Annotated in this window: 11 protein-coding genes and 1 pseudogene; 2 read left to right on the top strand and 10 right to left on the bottom strand. The window is 71.1% G+C overall.

Annotated elements, in window-relative coordinates; genetic code table 11:
* Position 1: 1 nt before the first annotated feature.
* The 5 genes from ACIQM0_RS37925 to ACIQM0_RS37905 form a co-directional block, all read right to left on the bottom strand.
* Positions 2–529: a MaoC family dehydratase gene (locus ACIQM0_RS37925; RefSeq protein WP_363020746.1), complete on the bottom strand. Its 528-nt coding sequence runs from the start codon at positions 527–529 to the stop codon at positions 2–4.
* Between the two features lies 1 nt (position 530).
* Positions 531–1,508 carry an HpcH/HpaI aldolase/citrate lyase family protein gene (locus ACIQM0_RS37920; protein ID WP_401295501.1) on the bottom strand — a complete coding sequence of 326 codons (978 nt, stop codon included), beginning with the start codon at positions 1,506–1,508 and terminating at the stop codon, positions 531–533.
* Complete coding sequence (locus ACIQM0_RS37915) at positions 1,505–3,517, bottom strand: protein meaA (RefSeq protein ID WP_401295499.1); 2,013 nt, start codon at positions 3,515–3,517, stop codon at positions 1,505–1,507. The genes ACIQM0_RS37920 and ACIQM0_RS37915 overlap by 4 nt, the downstream gene beginning before the upstream one ends.
* 1 nt (position 3,518) lies before the next feature.
* On the bottom strand, positions 3,519–4,856 hold the full coding sequence (ccrA, locus tag ACIQM0_RS37910) for a crotonyl-CoA carboxylase/reductase (protein ID WP_401295497.1): 1,338 nt from the start codon (positions 4,854–4,856) through the stop codon (positions 3,519–3,521).
* A gap of 357 nt (positions 4,857–5,213) precedes the next feature.
* Positions 5,214–6,023 carry a GNAT family N-acetyltransferase gene (locus ACIQM0_RS37905; protein ID WP_401295495.1) on the bottom strand — a complete coding sequence of 270 codons (810 nt, stop codon included), beginning with the start codon at positions 6,021–6,023 and terminating at the stop codon, positions 5,214–5,216.
* Between the two features lie 174 nt (positions 6,024–6,197).
* Here ACIQM0_RS37905 and ACIQM0_RS37900 point away from each other — a divergent pair, with 174 nt between their 5' ends.
* Positions 6,198–6,968, top strand: coding sequence for a restriction endonuclease (locus ACIQM0_RS37900; protein WP_401295493.1), 771 nt, complete (start codon positions 6,198–6,200; stop codon positions 6,966–6,968).
* A 26-nt stretch (positions 6,969–6,994) separates the two neighbouring features.
* Here the strand turns inward: ACIQM0_RS37900 and ACIQM0_RS37895 are convergent, their stop codons facing one another.
* Together ACIQM0_RS37895 and ACIQM0_RS37890 are read right to left on the bottom strand one after the other, a co-directional pair.
* Entirely contained in the window at positions 6,995–7,810 is an 816-nt protein-coding gene (locus tag ACIQM0_RS37895; protein ID WP_363020740.1) for a TetR family transcriptional regulator, read from the bottom strand.
* Between the two features lie 109 nt (positions 7,811–7,919).
* The gene (locus ACIQM0_RS37890) at positions 7,920–9,701 is read right to left on the bottom strand and encodes a 3-hydroxyacyl-CoA dehydrogenase family protein (RefSeq protein WP_401295491.1); all 1,782 of its coding nucleotides are present in this window, start codon (positions 9,699–9,701) and stop codon (positions 7,920–7,922) included.
* 360 nt (positions 9,702–10,061) lie between these two features.
* On the opposite strand from ACIQM0_RS37890, the gene ACIQM0_RS37885 reads away from it, so the two are divergent.
* Positions 10,062–10,634 carry an adenylosuccinate lyase gene (locus tag ACIQM0_RS37885; RefSeq protein WP_401295489.1) on the top strand — a complete coding sequence of 191 codons (573 nt, stop codon included), beginning with the start codon at positions 10,062–10,064 and terminating at the stop codon, positions 10,632–10,634.
* Positions 10,635–10,653: 19 nt separating this feature from the next.
* On the opposite strand, the gene ACIQM0_RS37880 is transcribed toward ACIQM0_RS37885, so the two are convergent.
* The 3 genes and pseudogenes from ACIQM0_RS37880 to ACIQM0_RS37870 form a co-directional block, all read right to left on the bottom strand.
* Positions 10,654–11,166, bottom strand: a complete 513-nt coding sequence (locus tag ACIQM0_RS37880; protein ID WP_401295553.1) for a GNAT family N-acetyltransferase — start codon at positions 11,164–11,166, stop codon at positions 10,654–10,656.
* Positions 11,167–11,266: 100 nt separating this feature from the next.
* Positions 11,267–12,859, bottom strand: coding sequence for an alpha/beta hydrolase (locus tag ACIQM0_RS37875; protein ID WP_401295487.1), 1,593 nt, complete (start codon positions 12,857–12,859; stop codon positions 11,267–11,269).
* A gap of 149 nt (positions 12,860–13,008) precedes the next feature.
* Positions 13,009–13,968, bottom strand: a pseudogene (locus tag ACIQM0_RS37870) (Rv2578c family radical SAM protein); the annotation flags it as partial.
* Between the last annotated feature and the right edge of the window lie 141 nt (positions 13,969–14,109).

Genomic DNA, 14,109 nt, shown 5'->3' with positions numbered 1-14,109 from the left:
GCTACTTCTCCACGTTCTTCTGCGAAGTCTGCTTCGGCTCCGGGCGGCCGGGCTGTTCTCCGCCCCGCTCCTTGATGTAGGTCTCTGTGGGAACCATCACCTTGCGACGGAACACACAGACCACCGTGCCGTCCTGCTTGTATCCCCTGGTCTCCACATAAACGATTCCGCGGTCGCTCCTGGACCTCGACGGAGTCTTGTCCAGGACCGTCGTCTCGCCGTAGAGCGTGTCGCCGTGGAAGGTCGGCGCGACATGCTTCAGCGACTCGACCTCCAGGTTCGCGATCGCCTTTCCGGAGACGTCCGGAACCGACATGCCGAGCAGCAGCGAGTAGATGTAGTTGCCGACGACAACGTTCTTGCCGAAATCGGTCGTCTTCTCCGCGTAGTTGCTGTCCATGTGCAGCGGGTGATGATTCATGGTCAACAGGCAGAAGAGGTGGTCGTCGTATTCGGTGACGGTTTTTCCGGGCCAGTGCTTGTAGACAGCACCGATCTCGAATTCCTCGTAGGTGCGTCCGAACCGCATGTCAGGCCTCCGGAGCTTCGAACTTGGAGGTGCGCTCCATGCCCGCCGCGCGGCCCTTGCCCGCGACGACCAGGGCCATCTTGCGGCTGGCCTCGTCGATCATCTCGTCGCCGAGCATCGCCGAGCCCTTCTTGCCGCCCTCCTCCGAGGTGCACCAGTCGTAGGCGTCGAGGATCAGCTCGGCGTGGTCGTAGTCCTCCTGCGAGGGGGAGAACACCTCGTTCGCCGCGTCGACCTGGCCGGGGTGCAGCACCCACTTGCCGTCGAAGCCGAGGGCCGCCGCACGGCCCGCGACCTCGCGGTACGCGTCCACGTCGCGGATCTGCAGGAACGGGCCGTCGATCGCCTGGAGGTCGTGCGTGCGGGCCGCCATCAGAATGCGCATCAGGATGTAGTGGTACGCGTCCGCGCCGTACCCGGGCGGCTGCTGGCCGACGACCAGGGTCTTCATGTTGATCGACGCCATGAAGTCGGCCGGGCCGAAGATCAGGGTCTCCAGACGGGGCGAGGCGCCGGCGATGTCGTCGATGTTCACCAGGCCCTTGGCGTTCTCGATCTGCGCCTCGATGCCGATCCTCCCGACCTCGAAGCCCATCGTCTTCTCGATCTGGGTGAGCAGCAGGTCCAGGGCGACGACCTGCTGGGCGTCCTGGACCTTGGGCAGCATGATGCAGTCGAGGTTGGGGCCCGCGCCCTCGACGACCGTGATGACGTCGCGGTACGTCCAGTGCGTCGTCCAGTCGTTGACCCGCACGACCCGGGTCTTGCCCGTCCAGTCACCGTTGTTCAGCGCGTCGACGATGGTGTGCCGGGCGCCCTCCTTGGCGAGCGGCGCGCAGGCGTCCTCCAGGTCCAGGAAGACCTGGTCGGCCGGGAGGCCCTGGGCCTTCTCCAGGAAGCGGGGGTTGCTTCCCGGTACCGCGAGACAGGAGCGGCGGGGGCGCAGGCGGGAGACGGGCGGGCGGTTGACGGCAGTCATGCGGGGACCTCCAGGGTGTCGAGCTTGTTCGCTTTCCGGATCTCGTCGACGATACGGCCGATGATCTCCGTGATGCCGAAGTCCTTCGGGGTGAAGACGGCGGCGACACCGGCCCTGATCAGAGCCTCGGCGTCGGCGGGGGGAATGATCCCGCCGGCGATCACCGGGATGTCGCCCGCGCCTGTCCGGCGGAGCCGGTTCAGCACGTCGGGCACCAGCTCGGCGTGCGAGCCGGACAGGATCGACAGGCCGACGCAGTGCACGTCCTCGGCGACGGCGGCCGAGACGATCTGTTCGGGCGTGAGGCGGATGCCCTGGTAGACGACCTCGAAACCGGCGTCCCGCGCGCGTACCGCGATCTGCTCGGCGCCGTTGGAGTGCCCGTCCAGGCCGGGCTTGCCGACGAGCAGCCGCAGCCGGCCCACGCCCAGGTCCGCGGCGGTCCGGGCGACCTTCTCGCGTACCAGGGCCAGCGGGGTGCCCTCCTCGGCCATCACCGCGACCGGGGCGGACGACACTCCTGTCGGTGCGCGGAACTCGCCGAAGACGTCGCGCAGCGCCCAGGACCACTCGCCCGTGGTGACGCCCGCGCGGGCGCACTCGACGGTGGCCTCCATCATGTTCTCGGTGCCCGCGGCGGCCTTCTTCAGGACGGCCAGCGCCTCGGTGGCGCGGGCCTCGTCGCGGTTGTCGCGCCACTCGTGGAGCGCGGCGACGACCTCGGCCTCGATCGAGGGGTCGACCGTCATGATCGCGGCGTCGAGGTCGGCGGTGAGCGGATTGGGCTCGGTCGTCTCGTAGATGTTGACGCCGACGATCTTCTCGTCGCCGCCCTCGATCCTGGCCCGCCGGGCGGCGTGCGAGGAGACCAGCTCGGACTTGAGGTAGCCGGACTCGACGGCCGCCATGGCGCCGCCCATCTGCTGGATCCGGTCGATCTCCGCGAGCGAGTCGGTGACCAGCTCGTCCACCTTGGCCTCGATGACATGGGACCCGGCGAAGATGTCCTCGTACTCCAGCAGATCGCTCTCGTGGGCGAGCACCTGCTGGATACGGAGCGACCACTGCTGGTCCCAGGGGCGCGGCAGCCCCAGTGCCTCGTTCCAGGCGGGCAGTTGCACCGCGCGGGCGCGGGCGTCCTTGGAGAGGGTGACGGCCAGCATCTCCAGCACGATGCGCTGGACGTTGTTCTCCGGCTGGGCCTCGGTCAGGCCGAGCGAGTTGACCTGGACGCCGTAGCGGAAGCGGCGCTGCTTGGCATCGGTGATGCCGTAGCGCTCCCGGGTGATCCGGTCCCAGATGCGGCCGAAGGCGCGCATCTTGCACATCTCCTCGATGAACCGGACGCCCGCGTTCACGAAGAAGGAGATCCGGGCGACCACGGCGCCGAACTTCTCCGCCGGCACCTGCCCGGAGTCGCGCACCGCGTCGAGGACCGCGATGGCCGTCGACATGGCGTACGCGATCTCCTGGACCGGGGTGGCCCCCGCCTCCTGGAGGTGGTAGCTGCAGATGTTGATCGGGTTCCACTTGGGGATGCGGTTGACCGTGTACGTGATCATGTCGGTGGTCAGCCGCAGGGAGGGGCCCGGCGGGAAGACGTGCGTCCCGCGCGAGAGGTACTCCTTGACGATGTCGTTCTGGGTGGTGCCCTGGAGCTTGTCCGCGTCCGCGCCCTGCTCCTCCGCGACCACCTGGTAGAGCGCCAGCAGCCACATCGCGGTGGCGTTGATCGTCATCGAGGTGTTCATCTGCTCCAGCGGGATGTCCTGGAACAGCCGGCGCATGTCGCCGAGGTGCGAGACGGGCACGCCGACCCGGCCGACCTCGCCGCGGGCGAGGACGTGGTCGGGGTCGTAACCCGTCTGGGTCGGCAGGTCGAAGGCGACCGACAGGCCCGTCTGGCCCTTGGCGAGGTTGCGCCGGTAGAGCTCGTTGGACGCCTCGGCGGTCGAGTGGCCCGCGTACGTCCGCATGAGCCAGGGGCGGTCCTTGCGGCGGCCCGCCATGTCAGACGTTCCGGAAGCGGTTGATGGCGTCGATGTGCTGTTCGCGCAGCTCCTCGTCGCGCACGCCCAGACCCTCGCGCGGCGCCAGCGCCAGGACGCCGACCTTGCCCTGGTGGAGGTTGCGGTGCACGTCGTACGCGGCCTGGCCGGTGTCCTCCAGGGAGTAGACCTTCGACAGCGTCGGGTGGATCTTCCCCTTGGCGACCAGGCGGTTGGCCTCCCACGCCTCGCGGTAGTTGGCGAAGTGCGAGCCCACGATCTTCTTCAGCGACATCCACAGGTAGCGGTTGTCGTACTCGTGGGTGTAGCCGGAGGTCGAGGCGCAGGTGACGATCGTGCCGCCCTTGCGGGTCACGTACACACTCGCGCCGAACGTCTCGCGGCCCGGGTGCTCGAAGACGATGTCGACGTCCTCGCCGCCGGTCAGTTCGCGGATGCGCTTGCCGAACCGCTTCCACTCGCGCGGGTCCTGGTTGTGCTCGTCCTTCCAGAACTTGTAGCCCTCGGCGTTGCGGTCGATGATCGCCTCGGCGCCCATCTTCCGGCAGATCTCCGCCTTCTGGTCGCTGGAGACGACACAGATCGGGTTGGCGCCGCCGGCCAGCGCGAACTGCGTCGCGTAGGAGCCCAGTCCGCCGCTCGCGCCCCAGATCAGCACGTTGTCGCCCTGCTTCATGCCCGCGCCGTTGCGCGAGACGAGCTGGCGGTACGCGGTGGAGTTGACCAGCCCGGGGGCCGCGGCCTCCTCCCAGCTGAGGTGGTCCGGCTTCGGCATCAGCTGGTTCGACTTCACGAGGGCGACCTCGGCCAGTCCGCCGAAGTTGGTCTCGAAGCCCCAGATGCGCTGCTCGGGGTCGAGCATCGTGTCGTTGTGGCCGTCCGAGGACTCCAGTTCGACCGACAGGCAGTGCGCGACGACCTCGTCACCGGGATGCCAGGCGTTCACGCCCGGACCGGTGCGCAGGACGACACCCGCCAGGTCCGAGCCGATGACGTGGTACGGAAGGTCGTGGCGCTTGCTGAGCTCGCTGAGCCTTCCGTACCGCTCCAGGAAGCCGAAGGTCGAGACGGGCTCGAAGATCGACGTCCACACGGAGTTGTAGTTGACCGAGCTGGCCATGACCGCCACCAGCGCCTCGCCCGGCCCCAGCTCGGGCACCGGCACGTCCTCGATGTGGAGGGACTTGCGGGGGTCCTTGTCGCGACTGTCGACGCCGGAGAACATCTCGGCCTCGTCCTTGTGCACGGTCACCGCGCGGTACGACTCGGGGAGGGTCAGCGCCGCGAAGTCCGCGGCCGTGCTGTCCTGCGATTGGATCGCGTCCAGGATTTCCTTCACGGTGTGCCTCCGATGGAGCTGCGTTTGAGGGAACGCTTGAGGGTCCTGCGATGCAGGGGGAGCGGTGGTGCGTGGAGGTGTGCCGTCGGTTCGGCTGGTGATGCTTCGGCTGCTTGCTCTGTGGAGCAGAAGGGTTCGCCTGTGACGCAGGCGTCCGGGCACGCAGGCACCTGGCTTGCGGGGACAGCCGGCGTACGTGAGGTCTCAGCACGCCGGCCGCCCGGACGACTTCAACGTATGGCACTCCGTGACAGCTGGCAAGGCACTGGGTGCCAGTAATTTCCCTCAATTGTCGACCGGGTGCCACGCATGAGCAACACGAGGGGCGTTTGGTGTGATGTGCCCCGTAGCGGTGGCTCAGGAGGCGGGGCGGTAGATGTACGGAGTCGTCGTGGTCAGGGCCGTGAACCCGAGGCGCTGGAGGATCGGGCGGCTGTCCTCGGTCGCGTCGACCTGGAGGTACCGGAAACCGCGCTCCGCGGCGATCCGGGTCCGGAAGGCGATCAGTGCCCGGTAGACGCCCCGGCCGCGCCACGCCTCCACCGTGCCGCCGCCCCACAACCCGGCGAAGCCGGTGCCGGGGTACAGCTCCATCCGGGCCGAGCAGACCGGCTCGTCGCCCGCCATGGCGAGCACCCCCACGAAGTGGTCCGGGTCCTCCTTCAGCCGGGCCAGCACCTGCTGCCGCAGCCGCGACCAGTCAGAGCCGAACGCCTGCCCGTGGGCGCGGGCCATCAGCTCCACATCGGCCTCGTCACGTACGGTGCGCAGCCGGACGCCGTCGGGGAGCACGACCTCCGTGGGCAGGTCCGCGACCGGCGCGACCAGCAGGGTCTCCGGCTCCTCCGCCTCGAAACCGGCCGCCAGCAGCCGGGCCCCGAGATCGGCCGGGCGGTCGTGCGCGTACAGCTTCCACTCGAACTCGTCGTACCCGTGCTCCACGCTGTGGGCCACCTGGGCGGCGATCGCCGCGTCGGCCCGTGCGGCGTCCAGGTCCGGAGACGACCAGACGACCCCGTTCCAGTCATGGGCCGCACCGGCCTGGCGTACGACGTCGCCGGTGCGCTCGACGCGGACGCCGGGGCCGTCGGGGCGGGCGAGCTCGCGCATCTCCCGGTCGAAGACGGCCAGTAGTTCTGCACGGTGTGCGGTTGTCTGATCGCTCATCCGCACACCACAGCACCGGGCCGGTACACCGGCAACCGGATTTGCCGCCGTTGGATCGCTCCGGGCGGGGCAGACGGCAGACATGAATGATCTTGGAAGAGGCATATCGGGGCTGCGCGCATGACGGTACCGGTGCGAGGGCGGGGCTCCGGCGGCTCCCCGAAGGCTTTCAGCGTGCGCACGACCGCCGGCGGATTCGGGGCCGTGGCCCTGCTGATCTGCGGTGGAGGACTGATGGTGCGCATCGCCTGGGAGGGGGTGCTCAGGCATCCGGCCGCCGTCGTGCCGGTCGCCGCGCTCGCCTCTGCGGGCGCCCTCCTCCTGTACCTCCGCCGGACGCGCCGCCGCCCGCGCGGCGGCCCCGGCCCGCTCTCCGAGGTCGTGCAGGAGCTCTTCGAGCCGCCCCAGGAGCCCGAAAGCTCCCCGGGCCCGGAGTTCCGGCCCCTCCATGACGACGGCAGGGGGCGCACGGCCGTCCTGCCGGAACCGGAACCTCTGCCGGAACTGCTGCCGGAACCGGTGCGGGAACAGGAGTGGGAGCCGGCCGAGCCCGAGGAGGAGGCGCAGGGCCACGAGGCCCTGGACGCCGACGGGTTCGAGGACGCGATCGCCGCGCTCTGCGAGCGGGACGGCTGCTCCGACGTGCAGGTTGTCGGCGGAGCGGGCGACCTGGGGGCCGACGTGATCGCGACCGCCCCCGACGGACGGCGACTGGTCGTCCAGTGCAAGTACTACGGGCCGGACAACAAGGTCGGCTCACAGGACCTCCAGCGATTCGGCGGAACCTGCTACGCCGTGCACGAGGCCGAGATCGCCGTCTGCGTCACCACCAGCGCCTACACCACTCCGGCCCTGGAGTACGCGGAGCAGTGCGCGATCCTCTGTGTGGACGGCGAGGCGCTCGTGGCCTGGAACGACGGGACCGCACCGCCGCCGTGGGTCTGAGGCCGCCGGCAGCCGTGCGCCCCCGCTCAGCGCTCCTTGAGCGCCTGCTGGATCGTCCGCATCACTTCGTCCAGCGGCGCGTCCGTGCGCGCCACGGCGACCAGGACCTCGCCCTCGGTGCTCACCGAGGCGGCCGGCGCCTTCGCCGCCTCGCTCCCCGCGGTCCGGCCCGCACCGATCCCGGTGCCGAAGGTGTCGCGGACGATGGCGAACGCGTGGTCCAGCTGCGCCTCCACATCGCCCTGGCCGCCCACCCGCAGCCACCGGCGCAGCACATGGTTGTGCGCGGTGACCACGGCGGACGCCGCCACCTCCGCCAGCAGCGGGTCGTCATTGCCGACGTGGTGGTCGCGCTCGTCGAAGTGGCCCAGCAGATAGCGCGTGAAGAGCCGCTCGTAGCGGGCCACCGAGGCGATCTCCGCCTCCCGCAGGGTGGGCACCTCGCGGGTCAGCTTGTAGCGGGCCACGGAGACCGCGGGCTTCGCCGCGTACATCTTCATGACTTCCTTGATGCCCCGGCAGACCGTGTCGAGCGGGTGCTCGTGCGCCGGAGCGGCGTTCAGGACCGCCTCGGCACGTACGAGGGTGTCGTCGTGGTCCGGGAAGATGGCCTCTTCCTTGGAACGGAAGTGCCGGAAGAACGTCCGCCGGGCGACGCCCGCGGCGCCCGCGATCTCGTCGACCGTCGTCGCCTCGTACCCCTTCGTGGCGAAGAGCTCCATCGCCGCGGCGGCCAGTTCACGGCGCATTTTGAGCCGTTGGGCGGCGGCACGCGTGCCCGCGGCACTTTCCGGGGCGTCGGGCGCGGCGGACACACGGGGGGACCTGGCGGGCTGGGACATGGTGTGAACGTACTGCATCAGTGCAGGGGAGCGCGCCTGTGGGGGCGGGCTGCCCGGAGGACCGAGCAGCCCGCCCCAACCGGCTCCCGGCCCGGCGGGCCGGGCCCTCTCAGCGCCGGGCATACTCGCGGAAGCCGCGCCCCGTCTTGCGGCCGAGGCAGCCGGCCGCCACCAAGTGCTCCAGCAGCGGCGCCGGGGCGAGGCCCGGGTCGCGGAACTCGCTGTGCAGCACCTTCTCGATGGCGAGCGAGACATCGAGGCCGACGACGTCCAGGAGCTCGAAGGGCCCCATCGGGTAGCCGCCGCCCAGCTTCATCGCGGCGTCGATGTCGTCGAGGGTCGCGTAGTGCTCCTCGACCATCTTGATCGCGTTGTTGAGGTACGGGAACAGCAGCGCGTTCACGATGAACCCGGCCCGGTCCCCGCAGTCCACCGGGTGCTTGCGCACCTTCGCGCAGACCTCGCGGACCGTGGCGTGCACGTCGTCGGCGGTGAGGACGGTGCGGACCACCTCGACCAGCTTCATCGCGGGCGCCGGGTTGAAGAAGTGCATCCCGACGACGTCCTCCGGCCGGGTGGTGGCACGGGCGATCGACACCACCGGCAGCGAGGACGTGGTGGTGGCGAGCACCGCGCCCGGCCGGCACACCTTGTCCAGGGTGGCGAACAGCTGCTGCTTGACCAGCAGGTCCTCGGCCACGGCCTCGACGGCGAGGTCGACCTCGGCGAAGGAGTCCAGCGAACCGGCCGCCGTGATCCGGGCCAGGGTCTCGTCCCGGGCCCCGGCCGTCAGCCGCCCCTTGGCGACCGAACGCTCCAGCGACTTCGCGATCCGGCCCCTGGCGGCCTCCGCCTTCTCCTGGCCGCGCGCGGCGAGCACCACGTCGTACCCGGCCTTCGCGAAGACCTCGGCGATCCCCGAAGCCATCGTCCCGGAGCCCGCGACGCCCACGGAGCGCACGCTGCGCCCGGCGCCCGCCGCGCTGTCCTGCGCGGGCGTCAGCGCGTCCGGGACCACGTCCTGGCTGCCCGGCCCCGCGTAGGTGTAGAAACCGCGGCCCGTCTTGCGGCCGGTCAGCCCGGCCTCGCTGAGCTGGCCGAGGATGGGCGCGGGGGCGTGCAGCCGGTCGTGCGAGGCGGAGTACATCGCCTCCAGGACGGTACGGGCGGTGTCGACGCCGATCAGGTCCAGCAGGGCGAGCGGGCCCATCGGCAGACCGCAGCCCAGCCTCATCGCCGCGTCGATGTCCTCGCGGGAGGCGTAGCGCGCCTCGTACATCGCCGCGGCCTGGTTGAGGTAGCCGAACAGCAATCCGTCGGCCACGAACCCCGGGCGGTCCCCGACCGCGACCGGCTCCTTGCCCAGCCGGCGGGCGAGGTCGGTGACCGCCGCGACGGCGGGCGGCGCGGTGAGCACGGACGAGACCACCTCGACCAGCTTCATCGCGGGCGCCGGGTTGAAGAAGTGCAGGCCGAGCACGCGCTCCGGGTGCCGGGACTCGGCGGCTAGCCGGGTCACCGACAGGGCGTTGGTGCCCGTCGCGAGGATCGCGGTGGGGGAGACGACCGCGTCGAGATCCCGGAACACCTGCTGCTTGATCTCGTACGTCTCGGGCACGACCTCGATGACCAGCTCCGCGTCCGCGGCGGCCTGGAGGTCGGAGAAGGTACGGAACCGGGCGAGGATGTCGCGCCGCTCCTCCTCGGTGATCCGCTCGCGCCGCACGGCGCGTGCGGTGGAGGCCTCCAGGGCGGCGACGGCCTGCCGGGCGGCCGCGTCATTGATGTCGATTCCGATGACCTCGCGGCCGGAGCGGGCGAGGACCTCGGCGATGCCGGTGCCCATCGTGCCGAGGCCGACGACGGCGATGATGCTGAGCGGGGTGTCCATCACGGGACTCCAGGGATGAGTGACGACTGAGGGACGCACGGCGCGCGGCCGATGAGAGGGGCCGAGGGTGCGCGGCGTGCGGGAGTTGCCTGTCGTGGTGCTCACGTCCGGGCGCGCGGGGCACGCCGGGACCGGGAAGGGGCGGCGGACTCTGTCCCGGAGTCACGCCTCGCACAGCTGCCGAACCGACATTCACTCCGGGTGGCTGCGTCACCAGGCCACCGGAGCCGGCGGGGGAGTGTCCCGCTCACATGAGGTTAACCGGCGAGTAACGAGCGCGCCAGCCCCGCGTCGTTGTGCGCCCGCTCACACTCGACGCCCTCTTCGGCACGCTGCGTGTGCACCGATACGCTGACGGTCATGGACGAGGAGCTGCAGTCCCTGACCCACCGGCTGGCCGAAGAGTCGGGGGAGTCGGCGGCCTACCGCCGGCTGCTCGTCACCGAGGACGACGAAGAGCTGGCGCAGGTCCTCATCGAGCGCGAACGCCCGCTGTGGGCCCGCGAGATCGCGGCGTTCCGGCTGGGCTGCGGCGGCGACCGGCGGGCCTTCGAGACGCTGGTGCTGCTGCTCAACCACCGCGACCCGGAGCGGTGCGCCGGCGCCGCCCACGCCCTGGCCCGCCTCGGTGACCCGCGCACCCCGCGCGCCGCCGCCGCGCTCGCCACCAACTCCCTGCGCACCGCCTACGCGCTGTACCCGGTCCGGCTGCTCAGTGAACTGCGCGCCCCGGAGTCCGTACCGGCCTTGGTGAGCACCCTGCGCAGGCTGCTCGGGCCGGACGAACCGCACTGGCGGGTGGCGCTGGCCTGCGTCGAGGGGCTGGGGCGGCTCGGCGACGCACAGGCCCGCCCGGTGCTGGAGGCGGCCCTGCCGCACCCCCGGCTGGGCGGCCCGGCCGGTGAGGCGCTCAGCAGGCTGCCTGCGCTCTGAGGGGCGCGGCGGTGCGCGGTCAGCGCCCCTCGGGCGCGCCGAGCGGGCGCACGTAACGCACCTCGGGCACCGGCACGCCGTCCACCTCGAAGGGCTCCTCCGCGCCGTCCGGGCGGAAGCCCGCGCGAGCGTAGAAGCGGCGGGCCGGCGCGTTCTCCCTGAGCACCCAGAGCGCGAGCTCCGGGTGACCGGCCGCGGCGGCGCGCGCCAGCACCTCGGCCATCAGGGCCCGGCCCACTCCCGTCCCCGTCCGCTCCGGCAGCACGTAGAGCGCGTACAGCTCACCGCGCGCGAGCCGTCCGCCGTCCTCGCGGTACGGCCCGTACGCCGCCCAGCCGATGACGCCGAGGTCCGCCCGCTCCGCCACCACGTTGACGACCTCGTTGCCCTCGGCGAGGAACCCCCGGCGCCGCTCCGCGTCCTCGGCGATGCTCATCGCGTCCAGATGCGCCTGCGGCATCAGCCCCGCGTAGGCGCTCTGCCAGCCGCGCACCCGGACCGTCGCCACGGCCTCGCAGTCCTCGACGGTCATGTCCCGGACCAGCAGTTCGGGGGCGTGCGCGGGAGCGGGGCGTGTGGTCACACGCCCATCCTCGCGCACGCCCCCGCAGGGAACGTGAATCCCGGCTCCGTCAGCCCCGGAAGCCGAGCACTCCGTGCAGCGCGCTGCCCCGGCCCTCCGCGCCCGTACGGGGCGCCGCCTTCGCGGCCTTGCCGGTCGCGGGCTTCGGGTCAGGCGTCTTCGCGCAGACCGCGTCCACGTCACCGCCCTTGCCGCGCGGCACGGTGCCCTTGGCGAGATAGTCCGCCAGGTACGCGTCCAGGCAGTCGTTGCCGCCCAGGGTGACGCCGTGGTTGCCGCCGCCCTGCTCGACGACCAGGCTGGACCCGCGGAGCTTGCGGTGCAGGGTGACTCCGCCCTCGTACGGTGTGGCCGCGTCGTCCGTGGCCTGGAAGAGCAGCGCGGGCGGCAGGCCGTGGTTGGAGACCCGGACCGGATTCAGCGGCTCCACCGGCCAGTCGGCGCACGGCGCGTTGTACCAGGTGTTGCTCCAGGCCATGAAGGGCGCCTTGGCGTGCACCCTCCAGGAGTCGTTGCGCCAGAGGTTCCAGTCGCGCGGCCACTGGGCGTCCCGGCACTGCACGGCCGTGTAGACCGAGTACCCGTTGTCGCCCTTCGCGTCGACCGCGCCGAACCGCTCGTACGCCGTGACCAGCGTCTTCTCGTCCTTGTGGTTCACGTAACCGGCGAACGCCTCGGCCAGCGCGGGCCAGTAGCCGTTGTAGTAGCCGCCCGGCAGGAACGTGTCGTCCAGCTCGCTCGCGCCGACCTTCTTGCCCGCGGGATGCTTCCTGACCGCGTCCCGCATCCGGTACCAGGCCGCCTCGACCTCCGCCGGGTCGCTGCCCAGCCGGTACGTGCTCCGGTACTTCGCCACCCAGGCCATGAACGCCTTGTGGCGGTTGTCGAACGCGTAGTCCTGGCTGAGGTTGTCGTCGTACCAGATGCCGGTCGGGTCGACGTTCGAGTCGAGGACGAGGCGCCGGACGCGGTCCGGGAAGAGCTTCGCGTACACCGAGCCCAGGTAGGTGCCGTAGGAGTACCCGAGGTAGTTGAGCTTGGCCGCGCCGGTCGCCCGGCGGATCACGTCGAGGTCCTTGGCCGCGCTGACCGTGTCCATGTACGGCAGCAGGTCCGGGTACTTCTTGCCGCAGGCGGCGGCGAAGGACCGGGCGCGGTCCCGGTTGGCCTGCTCGTCCCGCAGGGTGCGCGGCACCGAGTCGGGCCGCACCGGATCCGAGTACTTCGGCACGCAGTCCAGGGCCGGCCGGCTCTTGCCGACGCCGCGCGGGTCGAAACCGATCACGTCGTACTGGGCGGCCACCGCCTTCGGCAGCGAGGCGGCGACGAAACCGGCCATCGACAGTCCGCTGCCGCCGGGGCCGCCCGGATTGACCAGCAGCGGGCCCTGGAAGGTCTTCGAGGTGTGCGGGACCCGGGTCAGGGCGAGCGTGACCTTCCGGCCCGACGGGTCGTCATGGTCGAGCGGGGCACTCACCGAGGAGCACTGGAGCGTTGGGGACGACTTGGTGGCGCAGTCGGCCCACTTGAGCGATACGGCGCGGCGCGCACCGGCGTCGGCGGTCGCCGGGGACGGCACGGCGGTCACCAGACCCGCGACCGTCGCCCCGACGGCGAACAGAATCCCTGGACGTTTCGTCATATGGCCTCCCGTGATGGGGGAACACGGCTGCGCGTGACGGCAGCCCCCGCCGGATGCTCCCCGCATTCGGAGCCGGTAGGACCTGTTCCGGTGAGAGATGACCCGTTTGCCCCTGCGGCGTCCGGTGCGACCGATCCGCCGGGGTCCGGTCAGAGCAGGGTCAGCTGGGTGGGCTCCGCGCCGTCGAGCGGGGGCTGCGGCTCGTCGCGTCCGGGGAGTGCGCGGGGGGTCCCGCGGTGTGCGGGCCCGATGCCGTACTCGGCCGCCAGTTCGTGCACGTGGCGGGTGATGCGGCGCTGGTACCACGTGGGCGCGTACGCCCCGTCCGCGTACAGGCGCTCGTACCGCCCCACCAGCTCGGGGTGGTGGCGGCCGAGCCACTCCATGAACCACTCCCGGGCGCCGGGACGCAGATGGAGGACGAGCGGGGTCACCGAGGTCGCGCCGGCGGCGGCGATCGCGCGGACCGTTGCCCGCAGTTGCTCCGGCCGGTCGCCGAGGAACGGGATGACGGGCGCCATCAGCACCCCGCAGCCGATGCCGTGCTCGCTGAGGGCGCGCACGACGTCGAGGCGGCGCTCGGGGGAGGGGGTGCCGGGCTCCACGGTGCGCCACAGCTCGGGGTCGACGAAGCCCACGGAGACCGAGACGCCCACCTCGGTGACCTCGGCCGCCTGCCGCAGGACCTCCAGGTCGCGCAGGATCAGCGTGCCCTTCGTCAGGATGGAGAAGGGGTTCGCGTGGTCGCGCAGGGCCGCGAGGATGCCGGGCATCAGGCGGTAGCGGCCCTCCGCGCGCTGGTAGCAGTCGACGTTGGTGCCCATCGCGATGTGCGCGCCGTGCCAGCGGCCGGCGGCGAGCTCGCGGCGCACCAGCTCCGGGGCGTTGATCTTGACGACGATCTGCGAGTCGAAGCCGAGCCCGGTGTCGAGGTCCAGATAGCTGTGGGTCTTGCGGGCGAAGCAGTAGACGCAGGCGTGCGAACAGCCCCGGTAGGGGTTCACCGTCCACTCGAACGGCATCCGGGACGCACCCGGCACCCGGTTCACGATCGAGCGGGCGCGGACTTCGTGGAAGGTGATGCCCCGGAACTCCGGGGTGTCGAAGGTACCAACAGAGGCACGTGTACGGCGCTACGCTTCATGCGGGGCGCCACTAGGGCGTGTGTGAGGTCGTGATCAATATCTGTGTTCCGCTGCTGGCTTGGGGTGGTTCGCGGTAGAACGCTGGTGTGACGCGGCGACAGCTCA

The organism is Streptomyces sp. NPDC091387 (assembly GCF_044756945.1).
GTDB lineage: Bacteria > Actinomycetota > Actinomycetes > Streptomycetales > Streptomycetaceae > Streptomyces.
The sequence above is the reverse complement of the archived record's forward strand: the minus strand, read 5'-3'. Positions and strand labels throughout refer to the sequence as shown.

Coding starts and splice junctions, on each gene's coding strand:
- ACIQM0_RS37925 (WP_363020746.1), bottom strand. CDS start 529: ATGCGGTTCGGACGCACCTACGAGGAATTCGAGATCGGTGCTGTCTAC.
- ACIQM0_RS37920 (WP_401295501.1), bottom strand. CDS start 1,508: ATGACTGCCGTCAACCGCCCGCCCGTCTCCCGCCTGCGCCCCCGCCGC.
- ACIQM0_RS37915 (WP_401295499.1), bottom strand. CDS start 3,517: ATGGCGGGCCGCCGCAAGGACCGCCCCTGGCTCATGCGGACGTACGCG.
- ACIQM0_RS37905 (WP_401295495.1), bottom strand. CDS start 6,023: ATGAGCGATCAGACAACCGCACACCGTGCAGAACTACTGGCCGTCTTC.
- ACIQM0_RS37895 (WP_363020740.1), bottom strand. CDS start 7,810: ATGTCCCAGCCCGCCAGGTCCCCCCGTGTGTCCGCCGCGCCCGACGCC.
- ACIQM0_RS37890 (WP_401295491.1), bottom strand. CDS start 9,701: ATGGACACCCCGCTCAGCATCATCGCCGTCGTCGGCCTCGGCACGATG.
- ACIQM0_RS37885 (WP_401295489.1), top strand. CDS start 10,062: ATGGACGAGGAGCTGCAGTCCCTGACCCACCGGCTGGCCGAAGAGTCG.
- ACIQM0_RS37880 (WP_401295553.1), bottom strand. CDS start 11,166: ATGACCGTCGAGGACTGCGAGGCCGTGGCGACGGTCCGGGTGCGCGGC.
- ACIQM0_RS37875 (WP_401295487.1), bottom strand. CDS start 12,859: ATGACGAAACGTCCAGGGATTCTGTTCGCCGTCGGGGCGACGGTCGCG.